Below are 18,578 nucleotides of genomic sequence, written 5' to 3'. Positions count from 1 at the left end.
GGCATGAAACAGCCCACCACCTCCCTGCCCACACCCCCCTTTTCTCCCGCTTCGCGAGGACTCTCGCTGATCGAGACCATGGTGGCGGTCGCCATCCTGGGGGGCCTCCTGGCCATGGCCGCTCCCAGCTTTGCCCGCATCGGCGAACGCTACAGGGTCAGCGGGGTGCAGCAGGACCTGGAAAACAGCCTGCACGCCGCCAGGGTCGAGGCCATCAACCGCAACCGGGCAGTGACGGTGCGCAGGATCGCCGGCTGCCCGGAGGCCACCGACCCGGGCGACTGGCGCTGCGGCTGGGAAAGCTTCATCGACCGCAACCGCAACCACCAGCGCGACCCCGATGAACCGCCACTGTCACACCATGAGGCCATCCCGGGTCACAGGATCCTGCTGGAAGGCCCGAACCGCGACAGCCTGACCTACTCGCCCCTGGGCCGTACCGAGGTGGCACTGCAGAGCCTCACCATCGTGCCCGACCGGCCAGCCGGAGCCCCCGGCAGCGGCCAGCGTCTGTGCCTGCTGTACGGCGGGACCCGCCTGCAGGTGATCGACATCCGGCAGGCATGCTGAAGGCAGGGCCAGTCGCCATGGCACGCCCAGACGCATCCAGGGGCTTCACGCTGGTCGAAATCCTGGTGGTCATGGCCATCCTCACCATCCTGTCGGCGATGGCGGCGCCGGTGATGGCCGACATGGTGGTCCGGTACCGGATCGACAGCCTGCGCACCGATCTGATGCAGTCGATGCAGCAGGCACGGGCCGAAGCCTTGGCCAGGGGCAACACGGTCACGCTGCGTCGCGTCACCGGGTGCGCGACCCCGCTGGTCGACGCCAAAGACTGGAGCTGCGGCTGGACTGCGTTCGTGGACATGGACGCCGACGGTCTGGAAGAAGCCGGTGACACCCGGCTGCAGGTGGTCTCCGTGCCACCGGGAACCCGGCTGAGAAAGGCCACCGACCCGGCAGAGACACAGCAGTTCAACCAGTTCGCTCAGGCGGTCATCCTGGGTCAGCGTTTCGAGCTCAGTCCCGCCGACACAAGTTACGTGGCACTGGCCGGTTCCTTGTGCTTCTCGACCGGGACTCGGCTTCGCTACAAGCCAGGGACGGGGCCATGCTGAGCCGTCAACGGGGAACGACGCTGCTGGAAGCGCTGATCGCACTGTTCGTGGTCGCGTTCGGCCTGCTGGCCATGGCAGGCCTGCAGATACGCACGCTCAGCGAGACGCGCAACAGCGCGGCCCGCAACACCGCGGCACAGATGGCCTCCGATCTGCTGGACCGGATGCTGCTGAACGTGGAGCTGTTCGCCACCGCAGAGCCGGCAGCGTTTTATGTGACCAACTGGGACACGATGCCGAACGCGCCCGTGGACTGCCAGACCCGGCCATGCACCTCCTCGGAGCTGGCGCAGTTCGACCTCTGGCAATGGAAGCGCGCCGTCGCGCAACTGCTGCCCGAGGGCGACGCCATGGTGTTCCGTTCGGCCACCGACACCAACCAGTATGGCGTGCTGTTCCGCTGGCGACGGTTGACCGCACGCCAGGAAAGCACCGCATCAGCGGCCATGCAGACGCTGTTCGCGGCGGCCGACGAGGTCAAGGATGGCCTCGGGCAAAGCGGTGCCGGCCAGGCCGGCGTGAGCTGCCCCGCCGACTACATATGCCACTTGTCGTTCCTGCGGCCATGAATCCCGGACATTCGACAAGGCGCGAGCCTCCGACGCGGCAACGGGGCCTATCGCTGGTGGAGGTGCTGGTGGGCATGGCCATCGGGCTGATGGTGACCCTGGCTGCCGTCTCCAGCCTGGTCTTCGTGCGACTCTCGGCAGCCACCGCCGAAGACGCCTGGCGCCTGCAGCAGGACGCCAACACCGCCTTCCGCATCATCGGCTGGCAGCTCAGACAGGCCGGCGCCCGACCGTTGCTGGCGGTCGCGAACACCGGGACGGTGGAGTTCGCCAGCGGCTACACGGGCTACGGCGTGGCCGAGGCGCCGCTGCCGGTATCGGGTTCCGACGGCGGTGGCACGGCCCCGGACGTGCTGAGGACCAGCCTGCAGAACGATGTGGGGGCCGATGCCAGGGACTGCCTGGGGCTGGCGCCGGCCGGAGGCGTCGTCAACATCATCAACCAGTTCTCCCTGGTGGACGGCAACCTCTCGTGCACAGGGGTCAGCAATACCGCATCCATCGCCAGCGGGGTCGAAGACATGCAGGTCTGGTACGGCGAAAACACACCCGCCGGATTCCAGTACAGCACTCAGCCTGTGGCCTGGAGTGCCGTGACGGCCGTGATGGTGTGCCTGCGCCTGGTGGGTGAACGCCCGGCCCAGGTCAGCACCGACACCACGGGCTGCAATGACGAGGTGGTCGCCGCTGACGGCCGCTTGCGACGCAGCTTCGTGCGGGTTTTCCAGATCCGCAATGTCCTGGAAGCAGGGAAATGATGCGAAGCCTCTCCGGAACACTGCCCTGCAGCGCCGCGCGTGACCGCCAGCAAGGCGCTGCCGTCATCGTGGTGATGGTGCTCATGATGCTGGCGGTGCTGACCGCCCTGGGCACCAGCCGCAGCCAATGGCTGAGTGAGCGCATGGTGGGCAGCGAGGCCGACCGACAGCGGGCATTGGCGGCTGCAGAAGCCTTGCTGGCCGACGCCGAGCTCGACATTCGCGGATATCGGTTCGACAACACCCTCTGCAGCACCAACCGGGCCGTGATCGGTTGCCGGGACAACCTGGGCGGTCGACCGTGGTTTCCGCTGGACAATCAGGACTACGCCATGGCGGCGCTGCCGGTGATCGGCAGCGGGAACAGCTGCATGGACGGCATCTGCTTCACCGGCAATCCCGGCACCTGGACCCCGCAGTTCCTCAAGGACAACGTCGCGGCGCTGACGCAGCCCGGCGTGGCGGCCACCTACGGGCAGTTCACGGGGGCAACGGCACAGGCAGCCGGCAACCCCTTGTTGTCCCGCACCACACCCAGGGCCTGGTACTGGGTGGAGGTATTTCCCTACAACTCGATGGGACAGACCTCGCGGCCGCTGTTCGGCGTGCCGCTGCCCCCAAACAACAGCCCCATCGTCTTCCGCATCACGGCACATGTGCAGGGCATGAGACCTGGCACACGGGTCTGGGTCCGATCGGTTCTGGTTCTTAAATCCAACAGCTCGTGAGTCCACTCATGCCAACCATTCCAGTGCACGTATCACGTCCCTCCCTGCTGGCGGTGCTCATGGGACTGGCAACCATCGGCGCACAGGCGACGCCGATGGTGCTGTCCCAAAGCCCGCCGGCGAGTGTGAAGGAGCCACCACCCAACGTGATGCTCACCATCGACGATTCGCGCAGCCTGGGGGCAGGAGGCCTGCAGGCCCTGAAAGACGCCTTGAAGGCCACATTCGCCGACACCGGCGTCCCCGATGGCGTCATCCGCCTGAGCTGGCACAGCCTGAACCGGTGCCGGATGCTGCCACTGAGCGCCTCCACCGATCCGGCCTGCGGGGCCTACAACGGCATGCGCTTGCTGGACCCCGGTCACCGGAAGAACTTTCTCGACTGGGTCGACAAGGAGCTGTACTTCCCGGCCACCGGCTCCAACAACACGGCATCCCATCTGGCCACCCAGCGCGTGGCCGACTACTTCAAGGCCAAGGGCGATTACAACCCGTGGCGCAACGAACCCGGCAACACCGCCAACAAGGAGGAGCTCTCCTGCCGCAAGTCGTTTCATGTCTTCATGACCGATGGCGCCTGGAACTACACAGGACAGTTCGAAGGACAGACCGACGGCAACAGCATCAGCATGGAGGGCAACGCCGATGGCAGCAGCAAGCGATTGCCCGACGGCGTGCGGTATGACGTGTCCAGCGGCAACACCGCCACACGCCTGTACCGGGACCCCTGGGGCTCGCCCCAACTGAGCACCTTTGCGGATCTGGCCTTCCATCTCTGGTCCACCGACCTGCGGCCGGATCTGACCGACAACGTGCGGTTCCGGCAGAACGTGACCACCCCGGAGACCATCGGCACGCAGACGCTGGCCCCCTACTGGAATCCCAAGAACAACCCGGCCACCTGGCAGCACCTCGTCACCTACACCATCGGCTTCACGGCCGCGGCCACCACCTGGGCAGGCGATCCGGTCTGGACAGGCGACATGTACAGCGGTGCCGGCGTCAACGGTCTGACCAGCGGGACGACCACCTGGGCGTCGCCGCTGTGCGGCGCCAGCCAGAACGACCCCTGCCCCTTCGACACCGCCGCCGGCCGACGTGCGCAGGAACTCTGGCATGCAGCGCTCAACGGGCGCGGCCGCTACATACCCAGCCAGACGGCAGCCGATCTGGGCAACGCCTTCAAGTCGATCCTGGATTCCATCCAGTCGGAATCCCTCGGCGGAGCGGTGAGCATCTCAGCCAACACACGCAAGCTGCGGCAGGACGGGTTCATCTACCTGGCCTCCTTCAAGACGGAACCCTGGATGGGCGACGTGACTTCATCCGATGTGACCGCCGGCAGTGTCAATGTGGAAGCCACCCCCAACTGGAGCGCGGCCACGCTGCTGGATGCCGCGAACCCGGCCAACCGGGTGATCATGACGTTCAACGGGTCGCAGGCGATGGAATTTCTGTGGGCCAACCTGACCACCGCCCAGAAGAACGCCCTCAAGGGCACCAGCGGTACCGATGCGCAGGGCCAGGACCGCCTGAACTACCTGCGGGGCGATCGGAACAAGGAAGCCAGCCAGAGTGGAGGCACGCTGAGAACGCGGGGGTCCCGGCTGGGCACCATCGTCAACTCCAACCTGTGGGTGAATGCGTCCAGCCCCGTCTACCCGGTCGAATACCCGGGACACGCCGAGTTCCGCAAATGGGTGCGCGAAGTGAACGGCGGGTCGCCGCGGGCCCCCACCGTCTTCATCGGTGCCAACGACGGGATGCTGCACGGCTTTCACGGCAACACCGGGGTTGAGCGGCTGGCCTATGTGCCATTGGGCGTCTATCCCAAGCTTCTGTCCTATACCTCCCCCACCTACACCCACCAGTACCTGGTCGACGGCAGCCCGTTCGCAGGCGATGTGGATGTCAGCCAGAGCGGCACCGGCAATGGCGCCACGCCCCTATGGAAAACCATGGTGGTGAGCCCGCTGGGCGCTGGCGGACGGGGTTTTGCGGTCCTGGACGTGACCTCCACCGCACCCGCTGAAATCAAGCGGGCCGCCACTGTCGTGGCCGACCGGTCTCTGGGCTCGGCCGAGGTCACCGCCGGCTACAGTGGCTTCGAAGACGTCGGCCACATCGTCACCAGTCCCACGACGGACGTGGCCAACCCCATCCGCGCCGATCAGTTCGTCAAGCTCAACAACGGTCGCTGGGCCTTGTTGATGGGCAACGGGGTCAACAGCATCAACGAGCGTCCGGTGCTGCTGATCCAGTACCTCGATGGCGTCCGCGAGATCAGCTACCTGGTGGCCCATGCGGCCAAGAACGGCGGCAACGGGCTGGGTGCGCCCCGACCGGTCGATGTGGACGGCAACGGCACCATCGACGTGGTGTATGCCGGCGATCTGCTGGGCCAGTTGTGGAAGTTCGACCTGACCAGCACCGACCCCCTGAAATGGGGCGTGGCGGCATGGAACAGCGCCAGTGTCTGCAACAGCGCCACCAGCACCTGCCAGCCGCTGATGACCGTGCGCAGCGCCAACAACAAGGCGCAGCCCATCCTGGTGGCCCCGACCTGGCTCATCCATCCGCTGGGGGGATTGGTGCTGAATTTCGGCACCGGTCAGCTGCTGGAAGACAAGGACCGCAGGGACACCACCACCCAGACGATCTATGGCGTGTGGGATTCCAGCCGCTACACCCGCACCGCGCAGGGCGTCACAGCACAGCATGGTCCGAACATCGCGGCCGGTGCGGCCCGCAGCAGCCTGGTGGAACAGTCGTTCACCGGACCGGTGACCAAGACCGCCGACAGCTTCGACATGCGCAGCTTCGTCAACTCATCGCGCGTGTCGGTGGCGTACTCGACGGCGCTGGCCACGGCACCACGGGGCTGGTACATCGATCTGCCTGTGGCGGGTGAGCGGCTGCTCAGCCACCCGCAATTGCTGGATGGGCAGCTGATCCGGTACGAAACGCAGGTGCCCCCCACCTCGCCGGAAGAAGGACTGTGTTCGGCCTCGATCCGCTCCGAACAGGGTTATGTGATGGTGCTCAATGGCCTCACCGGCAACGCCCCTAAAAACGCGGTGTTCTACAGCCCGGACACCACGCTGGATCTGTCCAGTGCGTCCCGGGTGCAGTTCGGCAATGGCGAATCGCTGCAGGTGGAATCCGGGAGGCAGCTGTTCCTGATCAGCACGAATGTGGGCAAAGGCGGCGGGACTGGCGGGACTGGCGGGACTGGCGGGACTGGCGGGACTGGCGGGACTGGCGGGACTGGCGGGACTGGCGGGACTGGCGGTCCAAACGAAAGGCAAAACCAGCGGGAACAACTGCAGATCGAGCGACAGAGCGCCACCCCCAGAACCGTTGACTGGCGCATCCTCCCATGACCCGGCCACACACGGGTCGCCAGAGCGGCCTGACCCTGATCGAGCTGATGGTGGTGGTGGCCCTGCTGGGGGTGCTGCTGAAGCTGGCCCTGCCCAGCTACGAGCAGTACGTGATGCGGGGACACCGGGGCCAGGCCCGGGCCACGCTGATGCAGGTGGGCCAGTGGCTGGAGCGGGTGGCCACCGCCCAGGGCACCTACCCGCCCGTGGCCCAGATTCCGGCCGACCTGCTCAAGGTGGAGGGCTCGCGCTACTCGGTGACCGTGGTCACCACGGCCACCACCTTCACACTGACCGCCACCCCCTCCGGACGACAGGCCACCGATGCCTGCGGCACCTTCCGGCTGGACCACACGGGAGCGCGCAGCCAGGTGCAGGTGGCGGGGCAGGCCGTACCGGCCAGCGCCGACGAATGCTGGAGCCGCTGACGCTGCAGCCCTGATCCGGGCAAGGGGGCTGCAAACCCTGCGAAAATAGCCGGATGTTTACCGGCATCATCACCGGCGTGGGGCGTATCGCCGACCTCCACGCGCTGGGCAGTTCTTTGGACCACGGCAAGCGACTGAGCATCGAGGCGCCCGCAGGCTACCTCGATGATGTGGGGCTGGGCGACAGCATCGCCCTCAACGGCGCCTGCATGACGGTCACCTCGCTGGACCTGCAGGCCCGGCGTTTCACCATCGACATCTCGGCCGAATCGCTGGCCCGCACCACCGGGCTGGGCCAGGCCGGCACCCCGGTCAATCTGGAAAAGGCCCTGCGCCCGCAGGACCGGCTGGGCGGCCACATCGTCTCCGGGCATGTGGACGGCATCGGCCGGGTCACACGTTTTGCCCAGGTCGGCGAGAGCTGGGAACTGCGGGTGATGGCTCCGCCCGAGCTGGGCAAGTACCTGGCCTACAAGGGCTCGATCACGGTCAACGGCGTGAGTCTGACGGTCAATCGGGTGGCCGACAGCGCGGCAGGCTGCGAGTTCAGCATCAACCTCATCCCGCACACGGTGGGGAACACCACCCTGGGCACGCTGGTGGCCGGATCGGCCGTCAACCTCGAGATCGACACCGTGGCCCGCTATGTGGAGCGCATGCTCGCGGCCGGCGCCACCTTCACCAAGGACCCCGCATGAACGCCCCCCATTCCCTGGCACCGGTGGCCATTTCCCCGGTCGAGGACATCGTGGCCGACATGAAGGCCGGCCGCATGGTGATCCTGGTCGACGAGGAAGACCGCGAGAACGAGGGCGACCTGGTGCTCGCCGCCGACCATGTGACGCCCGAGGCCATCAACTTCATGGCCCGCTTCGGCCGGGGTCTGATCTGCCTGACCCTCACCCGCGAACGCTGCGAGCGCCTGAAGCTGCCACCCATGGTGCCTCGCAACGGCACGAAGATGGGCACCGCCTTCACGGTGTCGATCGAGGCGGCCGAAGGTGTGACCACCGGCATCTCGGCCGCCGACCGCGCCCGCACCGTGCAGGTGGCGGTGGCCCCGAACGCGCAGGCGGCCGATCTGGTGCAGCCCGGCCACATCTTCCCGCTGCAGGCGGTCGAGGGCGGCGTGCTCATGCGGGCCGGCCACACCGAGGCGGGTTGCGACCTGGCCGCCATGGCCGGCTGTTCACCGTCGGCCGTGATCTGCGAGATCATGAAGGACGACGGCACCATGGCCCGCCTGCCGGACCTGCAGCTGTTTGCCGCCGAACATGGCCTGAAGATCGGAACCATCGCCGATCTGATCGAACACCGCAGCCGCACCGAGTCGCTGGTGCAGCGCCTGGGCAGCCGCCCGCTGCTCACCGCATTCGGCGAGTTCACCGCCCATGCCTTCCGCGACCAGCCCAGCGGCGCCCTGCACCTGGCCCTGGTCAAGGGCAGCTGGCAACCGCAGGACGAGGTGCCGGTGCGGGTGCATGAGCCGCTGTCGGTGCTGGATGCGCTCGAGGTGGGCCGATCCATGCACAGCTGGAGCCTGGAAGCCAGCCTGCGCCACCTGCAGGACACCGGCCGCGGCGTGGCCGTGCTGCTGAACTGCGGCGAGGACGCCACTCAGCTGCTGGCCCAGTTCGAGGGCACCGCCCGCTCGGCCCAGGCTCCGGAGCGTGGCCGCATGGACCTGCGCACCTACGGCGTGGGCGCCCAGATCCTGCGCGAATGCGGGGTGCAGCGCATGCGCCTGATGGGCAACCCCCGCCGCATGCCCAGCATGACCGGCTACGGCCTGGAAATCACCGGCTTCATCGGCCGCAACACCTGAACCCACAAGGAAACCGCCCCATGTTTGGAGCAGACAAAGGCAGCGCCGGCCCCCTGGACGGTCGCAAACTCCGCATCGGCATCGTGCAGGCGCGCTGGAACGAAGGCGTCACCGGTGCCCTGTTCGAGGCCTGCCACGCCGAACTGCTCGCCCTGGGCGTGCAGGACAAGAACATCGCCCATGTGAAGGTGCCCGGCGCTCTCGAAGTGCCGGTGGCCCTGCAGGCCATGGCCGAGCGCGACGACTTCGACGCCCTCATCGCCCTGGGCTGCATCATCCGCGGCGAGACCTACCACTTCGAGCTGGTGGCCAACGAATCCGGCGCCGGCGTCACCCGCGTCTCGCTGGATTACCGGCTGCCGATCGCCAACGCCATCCTCACCGTCGAGAACGACGAACAGGCCCGCGCCCGCCAGACCGAGAAGGGCATCGACGCGGCCCGGGTGGCGGTCGAGATGGCCCACATCATCGACTCCATCGGCTGACCCATGAACACCCCTGATTCCGACAAGAGCACGGCCCGCGCCGGTGCCCCCCGCAAGGCCTCCGACAAGTCGGCCCGCACCCGCGCCCGCGAGTTCGCGCTGCAGGCCCTCTACCAGCATCTGGTGGGCCGCAACGAGGCCGCCGACATCGACAGCTTCACCCGTGACCTGGCGGGCTTCCACAAGGCCGACAGCGTGCACTTCGACGCCCTGGTGCACGGCTGCATCGGGCAGGCCGCTGCGCTCGATGCCCTCATCACCCCGCGCCTGGACCGGCCGATGGCCGAGATCTCGCCCATCGAGCACGGCGTGCTGTGGATCGGTGCCTACGAGTTCCAGCACTGCCCGGACGTGCCCTGGCGCGTGGTGCTCAACGAGTGCATCGAGCTGGCCAAGGCCTTTGGCGGCACCGACGGCCACAAGTTCGTCAATGGCGTGCTGCACCCGCTGGCCGCCCAGCTGCGCCCGGTCGAGGTGGCGGCCCAACCCGCCCCGCGCGGGCGCTGAGGCCATGGGCCTGAAGATCGCCGGGCGCGCGGCCCGGATCGAACCGTTCTACGTGATGGAGCTGGCCAAGGCCGCTGCACGGCAGGCCGCCCAGGCCGGCGCCGGCACCCGGCCCATGATCTATCTGAACATCGGTGAACCCGACTTCACCGCACCGCCGCTGGTGCAGGAAGCCGCCACCCGCGCCATTGCCGACGGTCGAAGCCAGTACACCCAGGCCCTGGGCCTGCCGGCGCTGCGCGAGGCCATCTCGGGCTGGTACGCGAGCCGCTTCGGGGTGGACGTCGACCCCGGTCGCATCGTCATCACCGCGGGCGCTTCGGCGGCCCTGCAGCTGGCCTGCCTGGCGCTCATCGAGGCCGGCGACGACATGCTCATGCCCGACCCCAGCTACCCCTGCAACCGCCAGTTCGTGCAGGCCGCCGAAGGCCGCGCCGTCATGATCCCCGCCGGCCCGGAACAACGCTTCCAGCTCAGTGCCGAACAGGTGCGGCAGCACTGGACGCCCGCCACACGCGGTGTGCTGCTGGCCTCGCCCTCCAACCCCACCGGCACCTCGATCGCCCGCCAGACCCTGACCGACATCGCCGCCCATGTGCGCGAACGCGGTGGCGTGACCCTGGTGGACGAGATCTACCTCGGCCTGAGCCACGACGAGGCCTACGGCCACAGCGCCCTGGGTCTGCCCGACGGACTGGGCGAGCAGGTGGTGAGCATCAACAGCTTCAGCAAGTACTTCAACATGACCGGCTGGCGCCTGGGCTGGCTGGTGCTGCCCCCCGAGCTGGTGCCGGTGGTCGAGCGCATGGCGCAGAACCTGTTCATCTGCGCCAGCACCATCGCCCAGCATGCGGCGCTGGCCTGCTTCCACCCCGACAGCCTGGCCGAGTACGAGCGGCGCCGCGCCGCCTTCAAGGCCCGACGCGACTGGTTCATCCCCGAGCTCAACCGCCTGGGACTCACCGTGCCGGTCATGCCCGACGGAGCCTTCTATGCCTGGGCCGACGTGAGCGGCCTGTGCCGCCGCTGGGGCATTCCCCCGGCCGGCCCGCGGCCCGACGAGGGTGGCAGCTGGGCCCTGGCCTTCGAGCTGATGGAACGCTGCCAGCTGGCCACCACGCCGGGGCGCGACTTCGGGTCGGCCGACCCGGGCCGTTACCTGCGCTTCTCCACCGCCAACTCGATGGAGCAGCTGCGGGAGGCCGTGGCCCGGCTGGAGGCCGCCCTGTGAAAACGGCACCGGCGGCCCTGGCCCAGGCCCGCTTCCGCTGGCCGGTGCGTGTGTACTGGGAAGACACCGATGCCGGCGGCATCGTGTTCTATGCCAACTACCTCAAGTTCTTCGAGCGGGCGCGCACCGAATGGCTGCGCTCGCTGGGCATCGAACAGCAGCGCCTGCGCGAAACCACAGGGGGCATGTTCGTGGTGGGCGCCACCGAGCTCCAGTACCACCGCCCGGCCCGGCTGGATGATTTGCTCACGGTTACAGCCACGGCCCGGGAAACCGGCCGGGCGTCGCTGACAATCGCGCAGGCCGCCTGGCGACTGCCGCCGGGCGATGCCGGCGCTGCGGAACTGCTGTGCGAAGGCAGCATCCGTATCGGCTGGGTCGATGCCGCCACCCTGCGGCCAGCCCGCATGCCGCCTGCGGTGCTGCAAGCCCTGGCGGTGACCTGAAACCTTCCGGCGTTTATTTCCTCAGACACCCATGACCCCAGATCTTTCCATCGTCCAGCTCATGCTCAATGCGAGCTGGGTTGTCCAGGCCGTGGTGCTGCTGCTGATCCTGATGTCGGTCATCAGCTGGGCCGCCATCTTCCGCAAGCTCGCCACCCTCAAGCAGGTGCGCGCCAAGAACGAGGACTTCGAGCGCGACTTCTGGTCGGGCACCAGCCTGAACGACCTGTATGCCGCCGCCACCCAGAACGCCCGCCAGGGCGGCCCGATGGAGCGCATCTTCGCCAGCGGCATGCGCGAATACCAGAAGCTGCGCGAGCGCCGCATCACCGACAACGGCGCCCTGCTCGATGGCGCCCGCCGCGCGATGCGCGCAAGCTTCCAGCGCGAGCTCGATGTGCTGGAGAGCAACCTGTCCTTCCTGGGCACGGTGGGCTCGGTGGCGCCTTATGTGGGTCTGTTCGGCACGGTGTGGGGCATCATGCACGCCTTCACCGGCCTGGCCTCGCTGGCCCAGGTGACCTTGGCCACGGTGGCGCCCGGCATTGCCGAAGCGCTGGTGGCCACCGCCATCGGCCTGTTTGCGGCCATTCCTGCGGTGGTGGGCTACAACCGCTTCGCCCACGACATCGACCGCGTGGCCAACGGCATGGAGACCTTCATGGAAGAGTTCTCCAACATCCTGCAGCGCAACCTGGGCGCCCAGGCCGGCACCCCGTCGGGTCACTGACATGGCCAAGCTCGCCGCCCGCGGCCGGGGCCGCCGCACCATCAACGAGATCAACATGGTGCCCTTCATCGATGTGATGCTGGTGCTGCTGATCATCTTCATGGTGACCGCACCGCTGATCACGCCGAGCCAGATCGCCCTGCCCAGCGTGGGCCAGGCCGCACGCCAGCCGGACCGCTTCGTGCAGGTCGTCATCGACAAGGACGAACAGCTGCAGGTGCGCGACGGCAACCAGGGCGGTGACTCCCCCCCGGTGCCCATGGGGCAGCTGGTGGCCCGCGTGAAGCAGCTGCAGGCCGCCGACCCGGCCTCGGGCGAAGCACCCCAGGGCGGCGTGCCGGTGATCATCAGCGCCGACAAGTCGGTCAAGTACGAGGCCGTGGTGCGGGTCATGGACACCCTGCAGCGCGCCGGCATTGCCCGCGTGGGGCTGGCGGTGCAGACCAGCCGCTGACGGCGCCGTCTCCGAACCTGTCCGTATCGCCATGCCCTCGACAAGCACCTTCTCCCACAGCACGCTGGACCGCAGCAGCCTGGCGCCGCCGCGCGCCGACCGCTGGGGTCCACCGGTGGCCAAGGCGGTGGTGGTGCACGGCCTGCTCATCCTGGCGCTGACCTGGGGCGTGCAGTGGAACAAGGACGTGGAGCTGGCCACGGTGGAAGCCGAGCTGTGGTCGCGTGTGCCGCAGCAGGCCGCACCGCGCGCGGTGGAGCCCCCGCCTCCGCCGCCCGCCCCCCCGGCACCGCAGCCCCGTCCGGAGCCGCGCCCTGCCCCGCCACCGCCAGGCCCGACAGAAGCCGAGATCGCCACCGCCAAGGCACGCGAGAAGGCCGAGGCCGACAAGCGCGAGGCCGAGCGTCGCGCCGCCGAGAAGCGGGAGGCCGAGCGCAAGGCAGCGGCCGAGAAGGCCGCCGCCGAGAAGAAGGCGGCTGCCGAGAAGGAGCGCCAGCAGAAGCTGGCCGAAGACAGGAAGCGGGCCGAAGCCGAGAAGCGTGAAGCCCAGCTCAAGGAGCAGCTGCGCCAGGACCAGCTGCGCCGCATGATGGGCCAGGCCGGGGCCACCGGCGGGCCGCAGAGCACCGGCACCGCCCAGCAGTCCAGCGGCCCCACGCCGGGCTATGGCGCCAAGGTGGCCGCCCGCATCAAGCCCAATGTGGTGTTCACCGAAACGGCGCCGGGCAATCCCCGGGCCGAGGTGGAAGTGCGCACCGCCCCGGACGGCACCATCACCGGCAGCCGGCTCATCAAGAGCAGCGGCAACGCGGCCTGGGACGAAGCCGTGCTGCGCGCCATCGACCGCACCGGCAGCCTGCCCCGCGACACCGACGGCCGGGTCCCGCCCTCCCTGGTGATCGGCCTGCGCCCGCTCGACTGAGCGGGATCAGTCGAACACGATTTCGGCCTGCTGCTGGTGGGCCTGGGCCATCCAGCTGGCCAGCGCTGCATCGGTCGGGAAGAACAGCGAGCGGTCGTCCAGCTGCAGCTCGCACTGGGCACCTTCGCGCAGCAGCGACAGCCGCACCGGCAGTCCCCGCACCAGCTCGCCCTGCTCGGTGATCTCGCGCCGTGGCGGGAATTCGCGCACCAGCTGGGCCACCGCCGGCGCATGGCCGTTGACCGCCACCCGCAGGTACTTGCCGAAGCGGCACCGGGCGGCCGCCAGGTCCCACACCTGCTGGATCTTGAGCCGCAGGCCGCCCGAAAAGCGGTCGGGCTGGGCCACGGCCTGCACCACGATCAGCTCATCGTCCTTGAGCGTGTTGCGGTGGGCGTTGATCAGGCCCTCGTCGGCACTGACCTCCAGCACCGCCGACTTGTCGTCGAGCTTGAACAGCGCGAGCTTGCCGCGCTGGCCATTGATCACACGGAAGTCGGTCACGATGCCGGCCAGGATGACCGGGTCGCGGCTTTCCTTCACTGCCTCCAGGGGCGTGCGGGCAAAGCGCCGGACCTCGCGCTCGACCTCGTCGAACAGGTGGCCCGACAGATAGAAGCCGATCGCGCTCTTCTCGTGGGTGAGCCGTTCCTTCACGCCCCAGGGCAGCGTGGCCACCAGCCCGGGCTCCTGCGTGCTGGAGCCATGGTCGTCGCCGCCCAGCATGTCGAACAGGCCACCCTGGTGGGCATTGGCCTGGGTGGTGGCGGCGTAGTCGAAGGCCAGGTCCACCGAGGCCAGCAGTTCGGCCCGGTTGAGGTGGATGCTGTCGAACGCCCCGGCCTTGATCAGCGCTTCCACCGTGCGCTTGTTGATGCGGGTGCGGTCGACGCGCAGGCAGAAGTCGAACAGGCTGCGGAAGGGGCCGCTCTCATGGCCGTTGGGGCCTTCGCCCCGACCTTCCCTGGCCGCCACGATGGCCTCGATGGCCTGCTGGCCGGTGCCCTTGATGGCGCCCAGGCCGTAGCGGATGGAACGGTCGGTGACCGGCTCGAAGCGGTGCACGCCGCGGTTGACGTCGGGCGCCTCGAAGGCCATGCCCATCTTCACCGCGTCCTCGAACAGCACCTTGAGCTTGTCGGTGTCGTCCATCTCCACCGTCATGTTGGCGCAGAAGAACTCGGCGGTGTAGTGCACCTTGAGCCAACCCGTGTGGTACGCCAGCAGTGAATAAGCGGCGGCGTGCGACTTGTTGAAGCCGTAGCCCGCGAACTTCTCCATCAAGTCAAAGACCTCATCGGCCTTTTCTTCGGAGATGTTGTTCTTCGCGGCACCGGCGCGGAAGATCGCGCGGTGCTCGGCCATTTCCTCGGCCTTCTTCTTGCCCATGGCACGGCGCAGCATGTCGGCGCCGCCGAGCGAGTAACCGCCCAGAATCTGCGCGGTCTGCATCACCTGTTCCTGGTAGACCATGATGCCGTAGGTCTCAGACAGCATGTCGGCCACCAGCGGGTGCGGGTACTCGATGGCCTCCTTGCCATGCTTGCGGTTGACGAAGCTGGGAATCAGGTCCATGGGACCTGGGCGGTACAGCGCGTTGAGAGCGATCAAGTCTTCCAGGCGGCTGGGCTTGGCGTCGCGCAGCATGCCCTGCATGCCGCGGCTTTCAAACTGGAACACGGCTTCGGTCTGGCCACGCGAGAACAGGGCATAGACCTTGGGGTCGTCCAGCGGCACGTCCTCGAAGCGGAAGTTCTCCTGGCCCTGGTGGCGCTTCATGATGAATTCGCGCGCGATCTCCAGGATGGTGAGCGTGGCCAGGCCCAGAAAGTCGAACTTCACCAGGCCGATGGCCTCCACGTCGTCCTTGTCGTACTGGCTCACCGCCGATTCACTGCCGGGCTGAGCGTAGAGCGGGCAGAAATCGGTGAGTTTTCCCGGGGCGATCAGCACGCCACCCGCGTGCATGCCCACGTTGCGCGCCATGCCCTCGAGCTTCTGCGCGAGTTCGATGAGCGTCTTGACGTCGTCTTCCTTCTGGATGCGCTCGGCCAGCACCGGCTCCATCTCGATCGCGTAGTTGTTCTTGTCGCCCTCTTTTTTCGGGTTGGGCGGGTACTGCAGCGTGACCGACATGCCCGGCTTGTTCGGGATCAGCTTGGAGATGCCGTCGCAAAAACCATAGGAGAAATCGAGCACACGACCCACGTCGCGGATGGCCGCGCGCGCGGCCAGCGTGCCGAAGGTGGCGATCTGGCTCACCGCGTCCTTGCCGTACTTGTCCTTGACGTAGTCGATCACGCGGTCGCGGTTGGTCTGGCAGAAGTCGATGTCGAAGTCGGGCATGGACACCCGCTCCGGATTCAGAAACCGCTCGAACAGCAGCTTGTACTGCAGCGGGTCCAGGTCGGTGATCTTCAGCGCGTAGGCCACCAGAGAGCCGGCACCGGAGCCACGGCCCGGGCCCACCGGGCAGCCGTTGTTCTTGGCCCAGTTGATGAAGTCGCCCACGATCAGGAAGTAGCCGGGGAACCCCATCTTGAGGATGGTGTTGATCTCGAACTCCAGCCGCTCAACGTAGCGCGGGCGCTGCCGCTCGCGCTCGGCCGCATCCGGGTAGAGGTGGGCCAGCCGCTCCTCCAGCCCCTCGAAGGAGGACTGGCGGAAGAAGTCCTCCATGGGCATGGGCACGCCGTTGACCAGCGGCGTGGGAAAGTTGGGCAGCTGCGGTTTGCCCAGCACCAGGGTGAGGTTGCAGCGGCGCGCGATCTCCAGCGTGTTGGCCACCGCCGAGGGCACATCGGCAAAGAGCGCGGCCATCTCGGCGGCGCTCTTGAAGTACTGCTCGCGGGTGAAGCGGCGCACCCGGCGGCTGTTGCCCAGGATCTCGCCTTCGGAAATGCAGACCCGCGCCTCGTGCGCCTCGTAGTCGTCGGCCTCCAGGAACTGCACCGGGTGGGTGGCCACCACCGGCAGGCGCAGGCGGGCGGCGAGCTGCACCGTGGCGGTGACATGGCGCTCGTCGTCGGCGCGGCCGGCGCGCTGCAGCTCCAGGTAGAAGCGGTGGGTGAACAGGCTGGAAAGCTGCAGGGCCACGTCGGCCGCGCGCCGGGCGTCACCCGCCATGAGCGCCTGTCCCACCGGCCCGGCCTGCGCGCCCGACAGCAGGATCAGTCCGCCGTTGAGCTCTTCCAGCCAGGCGCGCTGCACCACCGCCTGACCGCGCCCGTCGTTGCGGGTCCAGGCCCGGGCCAGCAGTTCGGACAGGTTGAGGTAGCCCTGGCGGTCCTGCACCAGCAGGATGGCCCGCGGCAGGGCCGGCTGGTGGGCACCCGGCAGGGCGCCGGGGGTCTCGTCGGTGAAGCCCTGCAGCATCACTTCGGCGCCGATCAGGGGCTTGACCCCGGCGCCGCGGGCGGCCTTGTAGAACTTGATGGCCCCGAACAGGTTGTTCAGGTCGGTGATGGCCAGGGCGGGCTGGCGGTCGGCGGCGGCGGCGGCCACGACATCGTCGATGCGGTTGGTGCCATCGACGACGGAGAACTCGGTGTGCAGGCGCAGATGGACAAACATGCGCCTGATTTTAGGGACTGGGCCGGACCGGCCGGGTCAGTCCTTGAGGATGGACAGGACTTCCGACCGGAACTCCCGGTTGTAGAGGATGGCCACCACGATGAGCGTGGCCAGCACCATGGCCACCGGCGAGACGAACCAGGCCAGCAGGGCGAACGAAAAGTAGTAGGCCCGCAGGCCGTCGTTGAAGGTCTCGGCGGCCGACCCCACCATGGCCGCCGCACGGTCAGCGAAATGCTGCCGGTCGAACTGACCGCTTTCGAACGATTCGGGCGGCGGCATGGAGCCGATGACCAGCGCCACGAAGGTGTACTGCCGCATGCACCACGAGAAACGGAAAAACGAGTAGACGAAGATGGACACCAGCACCACCACCTTGAACTCGAACACGATGAGCGTGGTGGCCTGGGCGAAGGGAATCTCGCTCATCAGCTCGGCCGCCTTGTCGGTGGTGCCGAGCAGCGCGAACAGCGCACCGATGACCAGGATGGAGGTCGACGAGAAGAAGGCCGGCGTGTTGGACAGGGTCTGGGTGATCAGGCCATCGAGCATGCGCGGGTCGCGCGCCGTGGTCTGCTGCATCCAGTAGCGCCGGTAACGGTTGGTGGTGTCCAGCAACGAGGGACGGTGGCGCGACCAGACCTTGGCAAACCGGGCGTAGCCCACCCACAGGGCAAAGAAGCAGGCCAGGGCCAGCCAGTCGGCCCAGGGGATGAGGCTGATGATCTTCATGGGATCGGTGTGCAAGCGGTGGCGGAACCGCCCGCACTGTGCCACAGGCCGGCCGGAACCGGCCGGTCCGAGTCGGCAGGGGGATCAGCCCTTGAAGCGCTTGGCCACGGCGGCCACCCGCTCGCCGAACTGGCGGGCGGTGTCCACATCGCCCTGCGGGATCTTGTCGGCACCGGCGTCGGACGGAGCCTGCACCAGCAGACCCACCGAGCCGCCGAGGTTGTTCACGTCGGCGCGGGTGGAGGCCAGCTTGTTGGCCGGCGCCATGCCCAGACTCACCCACAGGCCGCCATGCTGGGCCGACAGGGTGGACAGGTAGGCCAGGGTGGAGCCCTTGTCGCCGTTGAGGCTGGCACTCACCGTGAAGCCGGCGAAGAACTTGTCCTGCCAGGCGCGGGTGAACCAGGCCTTGGACGAGGCGTCGGCGAACTTCTTGAACTGCCAGCTCGGACCGCCCATGTAGGTCGGGGTGCCCATGATGATGGCGTCGGCCGCGGCCAGGGCGTCCCAGGCGCCCTCGGGCAGGTCGCCCTCGGCATCGACGGCGATCAGATCGGCACCGGCGCCCTGGGCCACGGCCTGGGCGATGAACTGGGTGTGGCCGTAGCCGGAGTGGTAGACAACAACAACTTTTGCCATGGTTTGCTTTCAGGGTTGTGCGCCGGTCGGCGCGGGGTGGAAGGAAA

Annotated in this window: 19 protein-coding genes; 16 read left to right on the top strand and 3 right to left on the bottom strand. The window is 67.9% G+C overall.

Going from position 1 to position 18,578, the window contains the following annotated elements; translation table 11 throughout:
• The first annotated feature begins 3 nt into the window (after positions 1-3).
• Genes CAP38_RS06740 through tolA form a run of 16 tightly spaced genes read left to right on the top strand, consistent with a single transcriptional unit; the run spans position 4 to position 13,587 of the window.
• Positions 4-570 (top strand): GspH/FimT family pseudopilin, encoded by a 567-nt coding sequence (locus CAP38_RS06740; protein ID WP_086120288.1) that lies wholly within the window; start codon positions 4-6, stop codon positions 568-570.
• A complete protein-coding gene (locus tag CAP38_RS06735; protein ID WP_086120286.1) occupies positions 564-1,121 on the top strand; it encodes a GspH/FimT family pseudopilin in 558 nt (185 codons plus the stop codon). The genes CAP38_RS06740 and CAP38_RS06735 overlap by 7 nt, the downstream gene beginning before the upstream one ends.
• Positions 1,115-1,690: a type IV pilus modification protein PilV gene (gene pilV / locus CAP38_RS06730; RefSeq protein WP_086120284.1), complete on the top strand. Its 576-nt coding sequence runs from the start codon at positions 1,115-1,117 to the stop codon at positions 1,688-1,690. The genes CAP38_RS06735 and pilV overlap by 7 nt, the downstream gene beginning before the upstream one ends.
• Positions 1,687-2,448 (top strand): PilW family protein, encoded by a 762-nt coding sequence (locus tag CAP38_RS06725; protein ID WP_179188510.1) that lies wholly within the window; start codon positions 1,687-1,689, stop codon positions 2,446-2,448. The genes pilV and CAP38_RS06725 overlap by 4 nt, the downstream gene beginning before the upstream one ends.
• Positions 2,448-3,176: a PilX N-terminal domain-containing pilus assembly protein gene (locus tag CAP38_RS06720; protein WP_179188476.1), complete on the top strand. Its 729-nt coding sequence runs from the start codon at positions 2,448-2,450 to the stop codon at positions 3,174-3,176. Before CAP38_RS06725 ends, CAP38_RS06720 begins: the two co-directional genes overlap by 1 nt.
• 8 nt (positions 3,177-3,184) lie before the next feature.
• Positions 3,185-6,559, top strand: a complete 3,375-nt coding sequence (locus tag CAP38_RS06715) for a pilus assembly protein (protein ID WP_086120280.1) — start codon at positions 3,185-3,187, stop codon at positions 6,557-6,559.
• The gene (locus CAP38_RS06710; RefSeq protein ID WP_086120278.1) at positions 6,556-6,987 is read left to right on the top strand and encodes a type IV pilin protein; all 432 of its coding nucleotides are present in this window, start codon (positions 6,556-6,558) and stop codon (positions 6,985-6,987) included. Before CAP38_RS06715 ends, CAP38_RS06710 begins: the two co-directional genes overlap by 4 nt.
• 53 nt (positions 6,988-7,040) lie before the next feature.
• Entirely contained in the window at positions 7,041-7,685 is a 645-nt protein-coding gene (locus CAP38_RS06705; protein ID WP_086120276.1) for a riboflavin synthase, read from the top strand.
• On the top strand, positions 7,682-8,812 hold the full coding sequence (gene ribBA, locus CAP38_RS06700) for a bifunctional 3,4-dihydroxy-2-butanone-4-phosphate synthase/GTP cyclohydrolase II (RefSeq protein WP_086120274.1): 1,131 nt from the start codon (positions 7,682-7,684) through the stop codon (positions 8,810-8,812). Before CAP38_RS06705 ends, ribBA begins: the two co-directional genes overlap by 4 nt.
• A 20-nt stretch (positions 8,813-8,832) precedes the next feature.
• Positions 8,833-9,297: a 6,7-dimethyl-8-ribityllumazine synthase gene (gene ribH / locus CAP38_RS06695; protein ID WP_086120272.1), complete on the top strand. Its 465-nt coding sequence runs from the start codon at positions 8,833-8,835 to the stop codon at positions 9,295-9,297.
• Between the two features lie 3 nt (positions 9,298-9,300).
• A complete protein-coding gene (gene nusB / locus CAP38_RS06690) occupies positions 9,301-9,804 on the top strand; it encodes a transcription antitermination factor NusB (RefSeq protein WP_086120269.1) in 504 nt (167 codons plus the stop codon).
• A gap of 10 nt (positions 9,805-9,814) precedes the next feature.
• Positions 9,815-11,035 (top strand): pyridoxal phosphate-dependent aminotransferase, encoded by a 1,221-nt coding sequence (locus CAP38_RS06685; protein WP_086121069.1) that lies wholly within the window; start codon positions 9,815-9,817, stop codon positions 11,033-11,035.
• Positions 11,032-11,481, top strand: coding sequence for a tol-pal system-associated acyl-CoA thioesterase (gene ybgC, locus CAP38_RS06680; RefSeq protein ID WP_256924326.1), 450 nt, complete (start codon positions 11,032-11,034; stop codon positions 11,479-11,481). Before CAP38_RS06685 ends, ybgC begins: the two co-directional genes overlap by 4 nt.
• A 31-nt stretch (positions 11,482-11,512) precedes the next feature.
• Positions 11,513-12,211 (top strand): protein TolQ, encoded by a 699-nt coding sequence (tolQ, locus tag CAP38_RS06675; protein ID WP_086120267.1) that lies wholly within the window; start codon positions 11,513-11,515, stop codon positions 12,209-12,211.
• 1 nt (position 12,212) lies between these two features.
• Entirely contained in the window at positions 12,213-12,665 is a 453-nt protein-coding gene (locus CAP38_RS06670; RefSeq protein WP_086120265.1) for an ExbD/TolR family protein, read from the top strand.
• 31 nt (positions 12,666-12,696) lie between these two features.
• The gene (gene tolA / locus CAP38_RS06665; RefSeq protein ID WP_086120263.1) at positions 12,697-13,587 is read left to right on the top strand and encodes a cell envelope integrity protein TolA; all 891 of its coding nucleotides are present in this window, start codon (positions 12,697-12,699) and stop codon (positions 13,585-13,587) included.
• A gap of 6 nt (positions 13,588-13,593) precedes the next feature.
• Here tolA and dnaE read toward each other — a convergent pair whose 3' ends face one another.
• The 3 genes from dnaE to CAP38_RS06650 all read right to left on the bottom strand — a co-directional run bounded on the left by dnaE (position 13,594) and on the right by CAP38_RS06650 (position 18,531).
• Positions 13,594-17,160, bottom strand: coding sequence for a DNA polymerase III subunit alpha (dnaE, locus tag CAP38_RS06660; protein WP_086120261.1), 3,567 nt, complete (start codon positions 17,158-17,160; stop codon positions 13,594-13,596).
• A gap of 36 nt (positions 17,161-17,196) precedes the next feature.
• The gene (locus CAP38_RS06655; RefSeq protein ID WP_086120259.1) at positions 17,197-17,892 is read right to left on the bottom strand and encodes a DUF599 domain-containing protein; all 696 of its coding nucleotides are present in this window, start codon (positions 17,890-17,892) and stop codon (positions 17,197-17,199) included.
• 84 nt (positions 17,893-17,976) lie between these two features.
• Positions 17,977-18,531, bottom strand: a complete 555-nt coding sequence (locus tag CAP38_RS06650) for a flavodoxin family protein (protein WP_086120257.1) — start codon at positions 18,529-18,531, stop codon at positions 17,977-17,979.
• Positions 18,532-18,578 lie beyond the last annotated feature (47 nt).

Origin of the sequence: Hydrogenophaga sp. IBVHS2, assembly GCF_002127215.1 — a bacterium.
GTDB lineage: Bacteria > Pseudomonadota > Gammaproteobacteria > Burkholderiales > Burkholderiaceae_C > Hydrogenophaga.
The sequence above is the reverse complement of the archived record's forward strand: the minus strand, read 5'-3'. Positions and strand labels throughout refer to the sequence as shown.

Coding starts and splice junctions, on each gene's coding strand:
- nusB (WP_086120269.1), top strand. CDS start 9,301: ATGAACACCCCTGATTCCGACAAGAGCACGGCCCGCGCCGGTGCCCCC.
- CAP38_RS06740 (WP_086120288.1), top strand. CDS start 4: ATGAAACAGCCCACCACCTCCCTGCCCACACCCCCCTTTTCTCCCGCT.
- ribBA (WP_086120274.1), top strand. CDS start 7,682: ATGAACGCCCCCCATTCCCTGGCACCGGTGGCCATTTCCCCGGTCGAG.
- CAP38_RS06655 (WP_086120259.1), bottom strand. CDS start 17,892: ATGAAGATCATCAGCCTCATCCCCTGGGCCGACTGGCTGGCCCTGGCC.
- CAP38_RS06705 (WP_086120276.1), top strand. CDS start 7,041: ATGTTTACCGGCATCATCACCGGCGTGGGGCGTATCGCCGACCTCCAC.
- CAP38_RS06650 (WP_086120257.1), bottom strand. CDS start 18,531: ATGGCAAAAGTTGTTGTTGTCTACCACTCCGGCTACGGCCACACCCAG.
- CAP38_RS06715 (WP_086120280.1), top strand. CDS start 3,185: ATGCCAACCATTCCAGTGCACGTATCACGTCCCTCCCTGCTGGCGGTG.
- CAP38_RS06735 (WP_086120286.1), top strand. CDS start 564: ATGCTGAAGGCAGGGCCAGTCGCCATGGCACGCCCAGACGCATCCAGG.
- CAP38_RS06725 (WP_179188510.1), top strand. CDS start 1,687: ATGAATCCCGGACATTCGACAAGGCGCGAGCCTCCGACGCGGCAACGG.
- CAP38_RS06720 (WP_179188476.1), top strand. CDS start 2,448: ATGCGAAGCCTCTCCGGAACACTGCCCTGCAGCGCCGCGCGTGACCGC.
- CAP38_RS06670 (WP_086120265.1), top strand. CDS start 12,213: ATGGCCAAGCTCGCCGCCCGCGGCCGGGGCCGCCGCACCATCAACGAG.
- tolA (WP_086120263.1), top strand. CDS start 12,697: ATGCCCTCGACAAGCACCTTCTCCCACAGCACGCTGGACCGCAGCAGC.
- tolQ (WP_086120267.1), top strand. CDS start 11,513: ATGACCCCAGATCTTTCCATCGTCCAGCTCATGCTCAATGCGAGCTGG.
- CAP38_RS06710 (WP_086120278.1), top strand. CDS start 6,556: ATGACCCGGCCACACACGGGTCGCCAGAGCGGCCTGACCCTGATCGAG.
- pilV (WP_086120284.1), top strand. CDS start 1,115: ATGCTGAGCCGTCAACGGGGAACGACGCTGCTGGAAGCGCTGATCGCA.
- dnaE (WP_086120261.1), bottom strand. CDS start 17,160: ATGTTTGTCCATCTGCGCCTGCACACCGAGTTCTCCGTCGTCGATGGC.
- ribH (WP_086120272.1), top strand. CDS start 8,833: ATGTTTGGAGCAGACAAAGGCAGCGCCGGCCCCCTGGACGGTCGCAAA.